Origin of the sequence: Variovorax rhizosphaerae (assembly GCF_037889975.1) — a bacterium.
Classification (GTDB): domain Bacteria; phylum Pseudomonadota; class Gammaproteobacteria; order Burkholderiales; family Burkholderiaceae_C; genus Variovorax; species Variovorax rhizosphaerae.
In genome coordinates, this window is sequence record NZ_JBBKZT010000004.1 from 373,510 (window position 1) to 389,420 (window position 15,911).

The 15,911-nt window shown below is 65.9% G+C and carries 11 protein-coding genes; 9 read left to right on the forward strand and 2 right to left on the reverse strand.

The window, feature by feature from the left end; all coding sequences use genetic code 11:
- Positions 1-165: 165 nt before the first annotated feature.
- The 5 genes from WKW82_RS10935 (at position 166) to WKW82_RS10955 (ending at position 3,746) form a co-directional block, all read left to right on the forward strand.
- Positions 166-654 (forward strand): YbaK/EbsC family protein, encoded by a 489-nt coding sequence (locus tag WKW82_RS10935; RefSeq protein ID WP_340342314.1) that lies wholly within the window; start codon positions 166-168, stop codon positions 652-654.
- A 26-nt stretch (positions 655-680) separates the two neighbouring features.
- The gene (locus WKW82_RS10940) at positions 681-956 is read left to right on the forward strand and encodes a DUF1289 domain-containing protein (RefSeq protein WP_340342315.1); all 276 of its coding nucleotides are present in this window, start codon (positions 681-683) and stop codon (positions 954-956) included.
- Positions 953-1,594 (forward strand): 2-hydroxychromene-2-carboxylate isomerase, encoded by a 642-nt coding sequence (locus WKW82_RS10945; RefSeq protein WP_340342316.1) that lies wholly within the window; start codon positions 953-955, stop codon positions 1,592-1,594. The genes WKW82_RS10940 and WKW82_RS10945 overlap by 4 nt, the downstream gene beginning before the upstream one ends.
- A gap of 196 nt (positions 1,595-1,790) precedes the next feature.
- Positions 1,791-3,485, forward strand: coding sequence for an MFS transporter (locus WKW82_RS10950; RefSeq protein WP_340342317.1), 1,695 nt, complete (start codon positions 1,791-1,793; stop codon positions 3,483-3,485).
- Between the two features lie 102 nt (positions 3,486-3,587).
- On the forward strand, positions 3,588-3,746 hold the full coding sequence (locus tag WKW82_RS10955) for a hypothetical protein (RefSeq protein WP_340342318.1): 159 nt from the start codon (positions 3,588-3,590) through the stop codon (positions 3,744-3,746).
- 211 nt (positions 3,747-3,957) lie between these two features.
- On the opposite strand, the gene msrA is transcribed toward WKW82_RS10955, so the two are convergent.
- The gene (gene msrA / locus WKW82_RS10960; RefSeq protein ID WP_340342319.1) at positions 3,958-4,467 is read right to left on the reverse strand and encodes a peptide-methionine (S)-S-oxide reductase MsrA; all 510 of its coding nucleotides are present in this window, start codon (positions 4,465-4,467) and stop codon (positions 3,958-3,960) included.
- Positions 4,468-4,484: 17 nt separating this feature from the next.
- Positions 4,485-4,925, reverse strand: coding sequence for a peptide-methionine (R)-S-oxide reductase MsrB (gene msrB / locus WKW82_RS10965; protein ID WP_340342320.1), 441 nt, complete (start codon positions 4,923-4,925; stop codon positions 4,485-4,487).
- A 121-nt stretch (positions 4,926-5,046) separates the two neighbouring features.
- Between msrB and WKW82_RS10970 the strand changes: the two genes are divergently transcribed.
- The 4 genes from WKW82_RS10970 (at position 5,047) to WKW82_RS10985 (ending at position 15,866) form a co-directional block, all read left to right on the forward strand.
- Positions 5,047-11,214 carry an excinuclease ABC subunit UvrA gene (locus WKW82_RS10970; RefSeq protein WP_340342321.1) on the forward strand — a complete coding sequence of 2,056 codons (6,168 nt, stop codon included), beginning with the start codon at positions 5,047-5,049 and terminating at the stop codon, positions 11,212-11,214.
- Between the two features lie 261 nt (positions 11,215-11,475).
- Complete coding sequence (locus WKW82_RS10975) at positions 11,476-12,450, forward strand: tripartite tricarboxylate transporter substrate binding protein (protein WP_340342322.1); 975 nt, start codon at positions 11,476-11,478, stop codon at positions 12,448-12,450.
- Positions 12,451-12,696: 246 nt separating this feature from the next.
- Positions 12,697-14,244: an amino acid permease gene (locus WKW82_RS10980; protein ID WP_340342323.1), complete on the forward strand. Its 1,548-nt coding sequence runs from the start codon at positions 12,697-12,699 to the stop codon at positions 14,242-14,244.
- Positions 14,241-15,866 carry an amidohydrolase gene (locus WKW82_RS10985; RefSeq protein ID WP_340342324.1) on the forward strand — a complete coding sequence of 542 codons (1,626 nt, stop codon included), beginning with the start codon at positions 14,241-14,243 and terminating at the stop codon, positions 15,864-15,866. Before WKW82_RS10980 ends, WKW82_RS10985 begins: the two co-directional genes overlap by 4 nt.
- The last annotated feature ends 45 nt before the right edge of the window (positions 15,867-15,911 follow it).

The following is a 15,911-nucleotide window of genomic DNA, read 5'->3' on the forward strand; positions in this document are numbered from 1 at the left end:
GCGAAGGACGCGAAGGACGCGAAGGACGCGAAGGACGCGAAGGTTCCGCGAAGGACACGAAAGAAGACAATGAAAAAATGAAACTTCTTCTGTCTTCCTTTTGCGTCCTTCGCGGAACCTTCGCGTCCTCTGCGTACGGTTCCCGCATTCTTTCTTCGTCCAGCCATGTGCGGTTCTGAACTTCATTCTCTTCCCGACGGCGTCCAGCGCGTCGCCCGTGCCCTGCAGGAGGCCGGCCATCCGCATGCGCCGCAGATGCTCGACGATGCGGCGCGCACCGCGCAGCAGGCGGCCGACGCGCTCGGCATCGCGGTCGGCCAGATCGCCAAGAGCATCATCTTCCGCCGCAAGAGCGACGAGTCGGCCGTGCTGGTCATCACCTCGGGCGACAAGCGCGTGGACGAGAAGAAGGTCGATGCCATCGTCGGCAAGACCGGCCGCGCCGATGCCGATTTCGTCAAGATGAAGACCGGCTTCTCCATCGGCGGTGTGTCGCCCTTCGCGCATGCCACCCCGGCCGTCACGCTGATCGATCGCGAGCTGTTCCGCTTCGACGAGATCTGGGCTGCCGCCGGCCATCCGCATGCGGTCGTGCGTCTGGCGCCGCAAGACCTCGAACGCCTGACCGGCGCGCCTGTCGCCGACGTGGTGTGAGCCCGGCGGGCTTCGGGGACATGCCCATGCCGGAAGCCTCGGCCTCGATGCGCGACGACGCCGCCTTCGATGCGCTGGCGGCGCAAGCTCTCGCGACTCGTGCGGCCGAGGTGATCGACGAGGAGCCCGTGCCTTCGCCGTGCATCTCGGTCTGCCGCATCCATGACGGCAGCGGCCTCTGCCTCGGCTGCTTCCGCACGCTCCGCGAAATCGCGCAGTGGAGCCGCATGGACGGCCCCGGCAAGCGACAGGTCTGGGCCCGCATCGCGCAACGCATCGACGAATCCATTTCATCGCCATGAAGCACATCGATTTCTACCTGGACTTCATCTCGCCCTATGCCTACCTGGCCTTCGAGCAACTGCCCAAGGCGCTGGAGGGTTTGAGCTACAGCGTGGCCTACAAGCCCGTGTTTCTTGGCGCCATGCTCAAGCACCACGGCCAACTCGGGCCCGCCGAGATTCCGGCGAAGCGCGAGTGGACCTACCGCCAGGTGCTGTGGCTCGGCCACAGCCACGGCATCCCGATCGACATGCCGGCGACGCATCCGTTCAACCCGCTGGCCCATCTGCGGCTGGCGCTGGCCACGTCGCCGGATGGAAACATCAGCCGCTACGTGGCCGAGACGATCTTCCGCGAGGTGTGGCGCGGCGGCGAGGAGGCGGGCGATGCCGGTCGGCTGGCGGCGCTGGCGTCGCGCCTGGAATTGCGCCGCGAGCCCGGCGGCGATGCAGTCAAGGCGCAACTCAAGGCCAACACCGATGAGGCCATCGCGCGCGGTGCCTTCGGCGTGCCCGCCTATGCGGTCGACGGGCGGCTGATCTGGGGCTTCGACAGCCTGCCGATGCTGCGCGCGGCGCTTCTGGACGACCCGTGGTTCGACAGCCCGCAATGGCTGCGCGCGGCAGAGCGGCCCTCCTTGCACCGCCCCCGACCCTGACCCGTAAAAAGCGCGGTCCCGCACCATATAGCGGTTTTTCCCAGTGGTGATTTCCGCATGACGAAATACGTCAAACGGGTTTCACCCTAGTTTGTAAGCATCTGTCAGTTTCGCGAAAGTCTCGGGTCAGTCCACGGGCGAAGAATTCGGCACGGTCCCGATCGGGGCCGCATGTTTTTCTTCAGGAGACGACGCAATGGCAGCAACACTGGATTCCAGGGGGGTGCCGCACGCGGCACCCCGACCGATGTCCGCAGAGGAAAAGAAGGTCATCTTCGCGTCCTCGCTAGGCACCGTGTTCGAGTGGTACGACTTCTACCTCTACGGTTCGCTGGCAGCCATCATTGCCAAGCAGTTCTTCAGCGGCCTCGACCCGGCCGCCGGCTTCATCTTCGCGCTGCTGGCCTTTGCCGCCGGCTTCCTGGTGCGGCCGTTCGGCGCCATCGTGTTCGGCCGCCTGGGCGACATGATCGGTCGCAAGTACACCTTCCTGGTCACCATCCTGATCATGGGCCTGTCGACCTTCATCGTCGGCTTGCTGCCCACCTACGCCACCATCGGCGTGGCTGCTCCGGTCATCCTGATCGCGCTGCGCATGCTGCAGGGCCTGGCGCTCGGCGGCGAGTACGGCGGTGCCGCCACCTACGTGGCCGAGCACGCGCCGCACGGCAAGCGCGGTGCCTACACCTCGTGGATCCAGACCACGGCCACGCTCGGCCTGTTCCTGAGCCTGATCGTGATCCTGGGTGTGCGCGAGACCATGGGCGCGGACAAGTTCAACGACTGGGGCTGGCGCATTCCGTTCCTGGTCTCGGTGCTGCTGCTCGCGATCTCGGTCTGGATCCGCCTGTCGCTGTCGGAGTCGCCCGCGTTCCAACGCATGAAGGCCGAGGGCAAGACTTCGAAGGCGCCGCTGGCTGAGTCCTTCGGCCAATGGAAGAACCTGAAGATCGTGATCCTGGCGCTCGTCGGCCTGACCGCCGGCCAGGCCGTGGTCTGGTACTCGGGCCAGTTCTATGCGCTGTTCTTCCTGACGGCCCAGCTCAAGGTGGACGTGACCACGGCCAACCTGATGATTGCCGCCGCGCTGCTGCTCGGCACACCCTTCTTCGTCGTGTTCGGTACGCTCTCGGACAAGATCGGCCGCAAGCCGATCATCATGGCCGGCTGCCTGCTGGCCGTGGTCACCTACTTCCCGGTCTTCAAGATGCTGACCGAAGCCGCCAACCCCGACCTGGCCCGCGCCCAGCAGACCGCTGGCGTGACCGTGACGGCTGACCCGGCGACCTGTTCCTTCCAAGGCAACCCGGTGGCCCGCGAGATCGACTTCAAGAACTCGTGCGACATCGCCAAGCGCTTCCTGGTGCAGAACTCGGTGAGCTATGAGAACGTGGCCGGCGCGCCGGGCTCCAAGGCGATCGTGAAGATCGGCGACAAGACCGTGGAAGCGCCGGTGGGCAATGTGGTCAACCTCAAGTTCGACGAAAGCTCCGCCAAGGAAATCGCCGCCTTCAAGAAGACCATGGCCGAAGACCTGAAGATCGCCGGCTACCCGAGCAAGGCCGACCCGGCCAAGATGAACAAGTTCATGGTGGTGGCCCTGCTGTTCTGGCTGGTGCTGCTGGTGACGATGGTCTACGGCCCGATCGCCGCGATGCTGGTGGAACTGTTCCCGACCCGCATCCGCTACACCTCGATGAGCCTGCCGTACCACATCGGCAACGGCTGGTTCGGCGGCCTGCTGCCGACCACGGCCTTCGCCATCGTGGCCAGCACCGGCAACATGTACAACGGCCTCTGGTACCCGATCATCATCGCGGGCATCACGCTGGTCATCGGCGCCTTGTTCATCAAGGAAACCAAGGACGTCGACATCTACGCGAACGACTGATCCCGACGGAGGGCGCGCGCCCTCTGTTCAACAAAGGGGCTTCGTGCCGCTCTCGCGGACGAAGCCTTTTTCTTGAGCACGTTTTTCAGGAGGACTCGAATCATGTGGAAACTCATCGTCGGCTTCGTTGCCTTTGCCGCCATCTCGCTGTTCGTGATCATGAAGGGCGGCGACAAGCTCGACATGTCGGGTGAAAAGCACGGCGGAGAGAGCGCCACGCACGCGCCGGAACCTGCGAAGCCAGCCAGCGAACCCAAGTAAGGGCCGCAACAAGAAGGGCACTGCCCGCCATGACTGACCCTGCAAGGTTGGACCGGTGTCCAATTCTTGAGTCGATGTGGCTTTGCCATCTCGACTCAATCCCCCGCGGGGGGCGGGCGGGGCGCGGCCCGGCCCTGGGGGCTATTGCGTGCAGTTCATCTGAGCGCCAAGGCCTCGATCCTGGTGCGTCCGGCATGGCGCACGAGCAAGCCTACTGCCTTGCTTCCCGCTTGGGCAGGCGCCAATCCTTGCGCGGGAAATGGCAGGTGTAGCCGTTGGGGAGGCGTTCCAGGTAGTCCTGGTGCTCGGCCTCGGCTTGCCAGAAGGTGGGCGCGGGCGTGACTTCGGTGACCACCTTGTCGGGCCAGAGTCTCGACGCGTCGACGTCCTTGATCGTGTCCAGCGCCACCGCCTTCTGCGCGTCGCTGGTGAAGAAGATGGCCGAGCGGTAGCTGGTGCCGACGTCGTTGCCCTGGCGGTTCTTCGTGCTGGGATCGTGGATCTGGAAGAAGAACTCCAGCAGTTCACGGTAGCTGATGGCCTCGTTATCGAACACGATCTCGATGCCTTCGGCATGCCCCGGATGGTTGCGGTAGGTGGGATGGTCGTTGCTGCCACCCACATAGCCCACGCGCGTGGCTTTCACACCCGGCAACTTGCGGATGAGGTCTTGCATGCCCCAGAAGCAGCCACCGGCGAGCACTGCGGTTTCGGTTGTCATTTGAAAGCTTCCTTTGCTCAGAGTTGAGGGATGTAGTCGCCGTAGCCTGCCGCTTCCATTTCCGCTTCCGGAATGAAGCGCAGCGAGGCCGAGTTGATGCAGTAGCGCAGGCCGCCGAGCGCCTTGGGGCCGTCGTCGAAGACATGGCCCAGGTGACTGTCGCCATGCGTCGAGCGCACCTCCGTGCGGATCATGCCGTGGCTGCGGTCCTTGATCTCGTTGACGTTCTCGTCGACGACCGTCTTCGCGAATGCGGGCCAGCCGCAGCCCGAGTTGAACTTGTCGCGCGATGAAAACAGCGGCTCGCCGGAGACGATGTCGACGTAGAGGCCGCGTTCGAAGTGTTCGTCGTATTCGCCGGTGAACGGCCTTTCCGTGCCGCTTTCCTGGGTCACGCGCCGCTGTTCCGGGGTGAGACGGGCAATTGCCTCGGCGCTTTTTTCGTACTTGCTTGCCATGCGAGCCTCCGCGAAGTTGGATGAACAGCCTACATGGTGCCGGCGGCCGCAAGCGCAAGCCCCTGCCACGGCGGGGTCGCAATGCGCTCCCTAGAATGTTTGCCCCACACCCAAGGCACGCATGACACAGGGCTCCATCCGGATTCGCGGCGCACGCCAGCACAACCTCCAGAACATCGACATCGACATCCGCACGGGCGAGATGACGGTGGTCACGGGTCCGAGCGGCTCGGGCAAGTCCAGCCTGGTGTTCGACACGCTGTACGCGGAGGGCCAGCGCCGCTATGTCGAGACCTTCTCGGCCTATGCGCGCCAGTTCCTCGACCGCATGGACAAGCCGGCGGTGGACAAGGTCGAGGGCGTGCCGCCGGCGATCGCGATCGACCAGACCAATCCCGTGCGTTCGTCGCGCTCGACCGCGGGCACGATGACGGAGCTGAACGACCACCTGAAGTTGCTGTTCGCGCGGGCCGCCGAACTGTTCGACCGTGAGACGGGACTGCAGGTGCGGCATGACTCGCCGGATTCGATCTACGCCGCTCTGTTCGAGCGCGCGGCCGCTGCAGGTGATCCGCGCTTGGTGCTGACCTTCCCGGTGGAACTGCCGGCGACGACGAGTGCCGAGGAAGTGACGCAATGGCTTTCCGCCAGCGGCTTCACGCGCGTGCATGGTGAGCGCGAAGTTTCCACGCCGACCGGGCCGCGCAAGGTGCTGGATGTGGTGGCGGACCGCTTCCGCATGGCGGGTGTGGAGCGTGCGCGGGTGATCGAGGCCATCGAGGTGGCGCTGAAGCGCGGCAGCGGGCGGCTGACGGTGTATGCCATGCCGGCGGAAGAGGGTGGCGAGACCAACGCATGGAAGTTTTCGACCGGCCTGCATTGCCCCGAGAGCGACATCCGCTACGGCGACCCGATCCCGTCGATGTTCTCCTTCAACTCGGCGGTGGGCGCCTGCGAGACCTGTCGCGGCTTCGGCCGCGTGATCGGCGTCGACCTGGGCCTGGTCATCCCCAACGACAAGCTCACGTTGCGCGCCGGCGCCATCAAGACGATCCAGACACCCGCGTGGAAAGAGGCGCAGGACGATCTCATGCGCCATGCCGAAGCCGCCGGCGTCCCGCGCGACACGCCGTGGGCCAAGCTCACGCAGGAGCAGAAGGACTGGGTCATCGAAGGCTCGCCCAACTACAAGGGCAAGTGGAACCAGCAGTGGTACGGCATCCGGCGCTTCTTCGGCTACCTGGAGAGCAAGGCCTACAAGATGCACATCCGCGTGCTCTTGTCGAAGTACCGCAGCTATACGCCTTGCCCGGTGTGCGCGGGTGCGCGGCTCAAGCTGGAGAGCCTGTTGTGGCGCATCGGCAGCAAGGAAGACGCGGATGCGGTGCTGCCGCCGGAGAAGCGCTTTATGCCGGTGGGCGTGAAGTGGTCGCGTGCGCAACTGGAGGCGCTGCCAGGGTTGTGTTTGCATGACTTGATGCTGTTGTCGATCGAGCGGCTGCGGTGGTTTTTTGATCGGCAGGTGCCAGCCTCACCCCAACCCTCGTTCACAAGCGGGCAGAGACCCTCACCCCAACCCTCTCCCGCAAGCGGGAGTGGGAGTGAACTGCCTCCTTCCGCACGCGGAGGAGGAGATGATTTCCCCCCTCTCCCTCTCCCGCCTGCGGGAGAGGGCCGGGGTGAGGGCGAAACCCAAGCCCTCAAACTCCTCTTCGACGAAATCACCACCCGCCTGCGCTACCTGCACGACGTCGGCATCGGTTACCTGACGCTCGATCGCCAGAGCCGCACGCTGAGCGGCGGCGAGGTGCAGCGCATCAACCTCACGACTGCGCTCGGCACCTCGCTGGTCAACACGCTGTTCGTGCTCGACGAGCCCAGCATCGGCCTGCACCCGCGCGACATGAACCGCATCACCGAGGCCATGCTGCGCCTGCGCGATGCCGGCAACACGCTGGTCGTGGTCGAGCACGATCCGGCCGTGATGATCGCCGCCGACCGCATCATCGACATGGGCCCGGGCCCCGGCATCCGCGGCGGCCAGGTGGTGTTCGACGGCACCGTCGATGCGCTGCGCAATGCCGACACGCTCACCGGCGCCTATCTCGGCGGCCGCAAGCAGATCGGCATGGGTTTCAAGCGCCTGGTCAGCGAGAACACGCACCGCCTGATCCTCGAAGGCGCCAAGGAGCACAACCTGCAGGATGTGACGGTGGAGATTCCCTTGCACCGACTCGTCGTGGTGACAGGCGTCAGCGGCTCCGGCAAGTCCACGCTGATCCAGGACGTGCTGGCCCCCGCACTGATGCGCCACTTCGGCAAGCAGACCGAGACGCCGGGCGCGCACGACCGCATGCTCGGTGCAGACTACCTGAGCGACGTGGTCTTCGTCGACCAGTCGCCGATCGGCAAGACCGCGCGTTCCAATCCTGCGAGCTACGTGGGCGCCTGGGATGCGGTGCGCGAGATCTTCGCGACCGCGGGGCTGTCGAAGCAGCGCGGCTACACCGCCAGCAAGTTCAGCTCCAACAGCGGTGACGGCCGTTGCCCGACTTGCGGCGGCTCCGGCTTCGAGCATGTGGAGATGCAGTTCCTGAGCGACGTGTACCTGCGCTGCCCGGATTGCGACGGCCAGCGCTACCGGCCGGAAATTCTCGAAGTGACGATCGAGCGTGCGGGCAAGACGCTCAACGTCGCCGACGTGCTCGAACTCACCGTGGCCGAGGCCGCGCAGGTGTTCATGGAAGACCGCGATGTGCTGCGCATGCTGCAACCCATCGTCGATGTGGGCCTCGACTACGTGAAGCTGGGCCAGCCCGTGCCGACGCTTTCGGGCGGCGAGGCGCAGCGCCTCAAGCTCGCAGGCTTCCTGGCCGAGGCCGCGAAGAACGCGACGTCGAGCAAGCAGGCGGTGGCGCGCAAGGGCACGCTGTTCCTGTTCGACGAGCCGACCACCGGCCTGCACTTCGACGACATCGCGCGGCTGATGCGCGCCTTGCGCAAGCTGCTCGAAGCGGGGCATTCGCTGGTCGTGATCGAGCACAACCTCGATGTGATCCGCGCGAGCGACTGGCTCATCGACCTGGGGCCGGAAGGCGGCGAGGGCGGTGGTCGCATCGTGGCCGAAGGGACGCCGGAGAAGGTGCGCGAGATGGCAGGGACATTCACCGGTGAGGCGCTGCGCGACTATGAACTGGCGATCGGCCCATCGCGGCTGCGCGCAGCGGAACCTACCGCGCGGTATGACGCCCTCTCCCGCGAGCGGGAGAGGGTGGGGGGTAGGGCAAGTGGCGACCGCATGGCCGATGCTGGGAGCCCTCACCCCAACCCTCTCCCGTATACGGGAGAGGGAGCAAGAAACGGGGAAGGCGCCATCCAGATCGTGAACGCGCGCGAACACAACCTCAAGAACCTGACGGTCGACATCCCGCGGGGCAAGTTCAGCGTGGTCACCGGCGTCAGTGGCTCCGGCAAGTCCACGCTCGCGTTCGACATCCTGTTCAACGAAGGCCAGCGCCGCTATCTCGAATCGCTCAACGCCTATGCGCGCAGCATCGTCCAGCCAGCGGGCCGACCCGAGGTCGATGCGGTCTACGGCATTCCCCCTACAGTCGCCATCGAGCAGCGCCTCTCGCGCGGCGGCCGCAAGAGCACCGTCGGCACCACCACCGAGGTCTGGCACTTCCTGCGCCTGCTCTACGTCAAGCTCGGTATCCAGCACTGCATCCATGACGGTGCGGCGGTGCAACCGCAAACGCCCGACAGCATCGCCGCGCAGTTGATGAAGCACTTCCGCGGCCAGCACATCGGCCTGCTGGCGCCGCTGGTGAGCAACCGCAAGGGTGTCTATACCGAGCTGGCCGACTGGGCGCGCCCGCGCGGCTACACCCACCTGCGCGTGGACGGCGCTTTCCTGCCGACCCTGAACTTCCCGCGCATCGACCGCTTCAAGGAACACAGCATCGAACTGCCGGTGGCCAGCCTGGATGTGCTGCCGGAGAACGAGGCGCTGCTGCGTGAATCGCTCACGCGCGCACTCGAACATGGCAAGGGCGTGGTGCATGTGCTGAGCGAACTCACCGGTCTCAAGGCCGCGATGATCGCGGGCGTGTCGACCCACGGCATCGGCCGCGTGCAGGTGTTCTCCACGCTGCGTGCCTGCCCTGTCTGCAGCACCAGCTACGCGGAACTCGACCCGCGCCTGTTCAGCTACAACAGCAAGCACGGCTGGTGCCCCGATTGCGTGGGCACCGGCGTCAAGCTCACCAAGGACCAGCGCAAGGTCTATGACGACTCGGTGATGGCCGATGACCAGAAGGGGCGGGAGCAGACCTTTGCAGAGCCGGAGGCGGAGGATGTGGGTGATGTGGATTGCCCCACCTGCAGCGGGACGCGGTTGAATGCGACGGCGCGGGCGGTGTTGTTCGCGGGGGGCGGGGCAGCCCCTCAGCCCGGCCCTCTCCCCGGCGGGGAGAGGGAGCAAGACCTATCGGCGAAGGGCTTGGTATTGCCCCCTCTCCCGCTCGCGGGAGAGGGCAGGGGTGAGGGTGTATTCCAGGGCATCGGCATCACCGAACTGGCCCGCATGAGCGTCACCGACATCCGCCAATGGTTCGAAGGCCTGGAACTCATCGGCCGCGATGCCGAGATCGCTCGCGACCTGGTCCCCGAGATCAAGAGCCGCCTCGAGTTCCTGGAGGAAGTCGGCCTCGGCTACCTCACGCTCGACCGCGGCGCCCCCACCCTCAGCGGCGGTGAAGCCCAGCGCATCCGCCTGGCCGCGCAACTCGGCAGCAACCTGCAAGGCGTCTGCTACGTGCTCGACGAGCCCACCATCGGCCTGCACGCCCGCGACAACCAGATCCTGCTCGACGCACTGCACAAGCTCGGCGACAAGGGCAACACGCTGGTCGTCGTGGAGCATGACGAGGACACGATCCGCCGCGCCGACCACATCATCGACATCGGCCCCAGCGCCGGCAAGCGCGGTGGCCAGCTCGTCGCCGAAGGCACGGTCGCCGACATCCAGGCCGCTGGCAATTCGCAGACCGGTCGCTACCTGCGCGATGCGATCAAGCATCCCCTGCAACCCCGCAGGCCGGTCCTACTCCCTCTCCCCTCCGGGGAGAGGGCGGGGGTGAGGGGCAGCGCCCCCCAGGCCACCGAATCCAACGCCGCTGCAGACCCTCACCCCAACCCTCTCCCGCAAGCGGGAGAGGGAGTGCAGAAATGGCTCACCGTCCACGGCGCCAACCTCCACAACCTGCAGGACATCACAGCCACGCTGCCCTTGCATCGCCTCGTCGCCGTTACCGGCGTCAGCGGCTCCGGCAAGTCCACGCTCGCGCGCGACGTGCTGCTGGCCAACGTGCATGCCATCGTGGTGCAGCGCATGACCAAGGCCGGCCGCGATGCCGATGCCGCTGGAAAGCGTCCGGCATGGGCAGGCTGCACCTCGGTGAACGGGTACAGCACCATCGACCGCGTGCTCGAAGTCGACCAGACCCCCATCGGCAAGACCCCGCGCAGTTGCCCCGCCACCTACATCGGTTTCTGGGACACCATCCGCAAGCTCTTCGCCGACACGCTGGAGGCCAAGGCGCGCGGTTACGGCCCGGCGCGCTTCAGCTTCAACACCGGCGAAGGCCGCTGCCCCGGCTGCGACGGCGCCGGCATCCGAACCATCGCGATGAGCTTCCTGCCCGACGTGAAGGTGCCCTGCGAGGTCTGCCACGGCGCGCGCTTCAACCCGGAGACATTGGCCGTCAGCTGGCGCGGCAAGAGCATTGGCGAGGTGCTTCAGATGGAGGTCGACGAAGCCGTCGGCTTCTTCGCCTCGATGCCCAACATCAGCCACCCGCTGCAGTTGCTCAAGGACGTGGGCCTCGGCTATCTCACGCTCGGCCAGCCCTCGCCCACGCTCAGCGGCGGTGAGGCGCAACGCATCAAGCTTGTCACCGAACTCAGCAAGGTGCGCGATGACATCACCCGCCGCGGCAACAAGGCGCCGCACACGCTCTACGTGCTCGACGAGCCCACGGTCGGGCTGCACATGGCCGACGTCGAGAAGCTCATCCACGTGCTGCACCGCCTGGTCAACGGCGGCCACAGTGTGGTGGTGATCGAGCATGACCTCGACGTGATCGCGGAAGCCGACTGGATCATTGATCTTGGCCCCGAGGGCGGCAATGCGGGTGGCCGGATCGTCGCGGCGGCACCTCCCGAGGAAGTCGTGCGCTTGGGCACGCACACCGGCGTAGCGCTGGCGCCCGTGCTGGCGCGTGGTTGAAGCGGGGTCGGACGGGTCGCGGAAGGCGCCAGCGGAAGGTGTCAGGCTGGCCCGCGGGCCGTCATTTAAACGAAAGAAGTCTTTGATTGGACCGCTGGCAATCAAAGATTGCTTTGATACCCGATTCGACAATTCAAGACTTCTTCAATTGGCCCTTCCGCCCCGCGCACGGGACTTCACGGATTGCTGACTTCCACCTGACCGGGCCCAATGCGCGGTTCGTCATCCATCGTCCCCCGACAACATCCAGGAGGCCCCCGCATGTTCACCCGTTCCCGCCTGCTGCGCGCCATGGCGCTCGCCGCCCTTGCCACCGCCGCGCCGCTTGCCGCAATCGCCCAGGCGTTCCCGGCCAAGCCCATCAAGCTGATCATCGCCTTCCCGGCCGGCGGCCCGACCGACATCACGATGCGCCAACTCGCCGAGAACGCCTCGAAGATCCTCGGCCAGCCGGTCATCATCGACAACAAGCCCGGCGCCGGCGGTACGCTGCCCGCGCAGGCGCTGCAGACCACCGCGCCCGACGGCTACACCATCGCCCAGATCCCGCTCGGCGTGTTCCGCCTGGGCTACACCACCAAGATCAACTGGGACCCGATCAAGGACATCAGCTACGTCATCAACGTGACCGGCTACGCCTTCGGCATCGTCGTGCCGACCGACAGCCCCTTCAAGACCTGGGCCGACTTCGTCGCCTATGCCAAGGCCAATCCCGGCAAGCTCACCTACGGCTCCACCGGCACGCTGACCAGCCCGCACCTGACCACTGAAATCATCGCCCAGAAGGCCGGCATCGAACTGCAGCACGTGCCCTACAAAGGCAGCGCCGACCTGTCGCTGGCCGTGCTCAGCGGCCAGTTGATGGCCGCCGCCGACAGCACCGGCTTCGCGCCGCAGGTCGAGGCCGGCAAGCTGCGCGTGCTCAACACCTGGGGCGAGAAGCGCCTGGCCAAGTTCCCCGACGCGCCCACGCTGAAGGAACTGGGCTACGACGTCGTGCAGAACTCGCCCTTCGGCATCGGCGCCCCCAAGGGCACGTCGCCCGAGGTGGTGAAGAAGTTGCACGACGCCTTCAAGCAGGCGATGGAGGAGCCCAGCTACCTCGCCGCGCTCGGCCGCTACGACATGCTGCCCGACTACAAGAGTTCAGCGCAGTACACCCAGTTCGCAAAGGACACGGTGGCGCGCGAGAAGGTGATCATCGAGAAGCTGGGGCTGGCGAAACCCGTGAATTGATTGAAACTATCTGCCGCCCGTGACGATGGAACTTGCATAGGTTCTTCGGATTTCTGGGCGCGTAGACAAGGATGTGTATGGAAATCTGATTTTTCCATACATGTCGCGCTGTGCTCGGCGGCGCGTGAGACTGCCCCCTCAGGCCCTGATCTATCATCCGATGCGCCGATAGCAAGCACCAACATTGGCGCCGCGTCCGGCGCACCCGCAAGGGTGATCACAACGAGAACCGGGGGACAAGACCAGATGCCTGAGCACACGCCGCGCGCCAGCGCGCCCGCCGCTTCCGCGGCCGAACCCGCGCCCACGCTGCACCGCGTCCTGCGCGCCAGGCACCTGACGATGATCGCCATCGGCGGCTCCATCGGCACCGGCCTTTTCGTCGCCTCCGGTGCCACCATTTCGCAGGCCGGCCCGGGCGGTGCCTTGCTGGCCTACCTGCTGATCGGCGCGATGGTCTATTTCCTCATGACCAGCCTCGGCGAACTGGCTGCGTACATGCCGGTGTCGGGCTCCTTCGCCACCTATGGCGCGCTGTACGTGGACGAGGGCTTCGGCTTCGCGCTGGGCTGGAACTATTGGTACAACTGGGCCGTCACCATCGCGGTCGAACTGGCCGCCGCGCAACTGGTGATGCAGTACTGGTTCCCGGGCAGTTCCGGCATGCTGTGGAGTGCGCTGTTCCTGGGACTCATGTTCCTGCTCAACGCGATCTCGGTGAAGGGCTTTGGCGAGGCCGAGTTCTGGTTCGCGCTCATCAAGGTGGTGACGGTGATCGCCTTCATCGCCCTCGGCCTGTTGATGATCGTTGGCGTGTTCCGCGGCCAGGCATCGCCGGGCCTGCAGAACTTCACCCTCGGCGACGCGCCCTTTGTTGGCGGCCTGCCCGCGATGATCGGTGTGGCCTTGATTGCCGGCTTTTCGTTCCAGGGCACGGAGCTGATCGGCGTGGCCGCTGGCGAATCGGCCGACCCGGCCACGCAGATCCCGAAGGCTGTGCGCCACGTGTTCTGGCGCATCCTGCTGTTCTACGTGCTGGCCATCGCCGTCATCGGCGTGCTCATTCCGTACACCGACCCGAACCTCATCAAGACCGACATCGGACAGGTCGGCGTGAGCCCCTTCACGCTGGTCTTCCAGCGCGCGGGGTTGGCCTTTGCGGCAGGGCTGATGAACGCGGTGATCCTGACGGCCGTGCTCTCGGCCGGCAACTCCGGCATGTACGCGTCCACGCGCATGCTGTTCAACATGGGCGTGGAGGGCAGGGCGCCCAAGGTCTTTGCCAAGCTCACGCGCAACGGCGTGCCGATCAATGCGCTGTTCGCGACCGCGGCAGTCGGCGCGCTGTGCTTCCTGACCTCGCTGGCGGAGAGCCAGTCGGTGTACCTGTGGCTGCTCAACCTCTCGGGCATGACCGGCTTCGTCGCGTGGCTGGGCATCGCCGTGTGCCACTACCGCTTCCGCCGCGGCATGGAAGCGCAAGGCATCGACCCGGACCGGCTGCCTTACCGTTCGCCGTTCTTCCCCTGGGGACCGTTCTTCGCCTTCGGCCTCTGCCTCGTCGTGACCCTCGGGCAGAACTACGCAGCCTTCACCGCCGACCGCATCGACTGGGTGGGCGTCGCCGCCACCTACATCGGCATACCGCTCTTCCTGGCCCTGTGGTTTGGCTACAAGGCCGTGCGGAAGACGCGGGTGGTGCGCTACGAGGACATGAAGTTCGACGAAACACCACTGAGGGAGAAAAAATCAAACTGCGACTTTCCATCCTTGCCGCGGCGTGTGCCGCGATGACATTGGCAGCCACCGTGGCGCAGGCCGAGCCGACCGTCGTGACCCACGTGAATGGCTACACGCTGGCCGGCAAGAAGCTGGTGAGCTTCACCGGCGTGGCCTTCGACAACGGCAAGGTGCTGGCCACCGGCAGCGATGCGGCGCTGGTCAAGCGCTACCCGCGTGCCACCCGCATCGACGGCGAGGGCAAGACCCTGCTCCCCGGCCTGATCGATGTGCGCGGCCATGTATTTCGCCTCGGCTTCCGGCGCAACGAGGTGCTGATGGGCGGCACCCAGTCCCTGGACGAAGCGCTCGCGAAGATCCGCGACTATGCCAAGGCCAACCCGAGTCGCCAATGGCTGCTCGGCTCCGGTTGGAACCAGGTGATCTGGAAGCTCGGGCGCTTTCCCACCGCGGCTGAACTCGACAGCGCCGTGTCCGACCGGCCCATGATCCTGCGCCGCGTCGACGGCCACGCGACCTGGGCCAACAGCAAGGCCCTGGAGGCGGCCGGTATCACGCGCGACACCCCCGATCCAGCCGGCGGGCGCATCGAGCGCGACGCCGCAGGCAACCCCAGCGGCGTGCTGGTCGACAAGGCCCAGTTGCTGGTCACGAGCATCATCCCGGCGCCGACCGATGAAGAACGACGACTGGCCCTGGGCACCGCGCTTGCGCACTTCGGCTCGCTCGGCCTCACCAACGTGGGCGATGCCGGCATCGGCGTGCACGAGGCGCGCATCTACCGCGAGTTCGCCGACCAGAACAAGCTGACCACCCGCATCTACGCCATGATCAGCGACGTCGGCGACGACTTCAAGGCGCTGTCCGCCAATGGCCCGCTGAAGGGCTATGCCAACGACCGCTACAACCTGCGCGCGGTCAAGCTGCGCGGCGACGGCGCACTGGGCAGCCGCGGCGCCGCCATGCTCGAACCCTATTCGGACGACCACGGCAACAAGGGCCTGCTGCTGCAGGACGATGCCACCATCAATGCCAAGACGCGCACCGCACTCAAGGCCGGCTACCAGGTCAACACGCATGCCATCGGCGACGCCGCCAACCACCAGATCCTGAACGCCTACGCGTTCGCCTACAAGGATGTGGGTGGCAAGCAGCTTCGCAACCGCATCGAGCATGCACAGCTGGTGGCGCTGGCCGACATCCCGCGCTTCAGGACGCTGGACCTGATCGCATCGATGCAACCCACGCATGCCACCAGCGACATGAACATGGCCGAGGACCGCATCGGCAAGAAGCGCCTGAAGGGCGCCTACGCCTGGCACACCTTCCTCCAGCAGGGGACCATCGTGGCGGGCGGCTCGGACTTCCCGGTCGAATCGGCCAATCCCTTCTACGGCCTGCATGCCGCAGTGACGCGCACCGACCATGAAGGCAAGCCGGCGCAAGGCTGGCATCCGGAAGAGGCCATGACCTTGCTGCAGGCCTTCCGCGCCTTCACGCTGGATGCCGCCTACGCGCAGCATCAGGACAAGGTGCTGGGCTCACTGGAGCGCGGCAAGTGGGCCGACTTCATCCTGGTCGACCAGGACCCGTTCAAGGCGCTGCCGGCCCATCTGTGGAAGACGCAGGTGCTGCAGACCTGGGTGGGCGGCGAGCGCGTGTACCGCAAGGAGTAGATTTAGCCCACCCCCGAATGCGCCTGCGGCGCTCCCCCTCAAGGG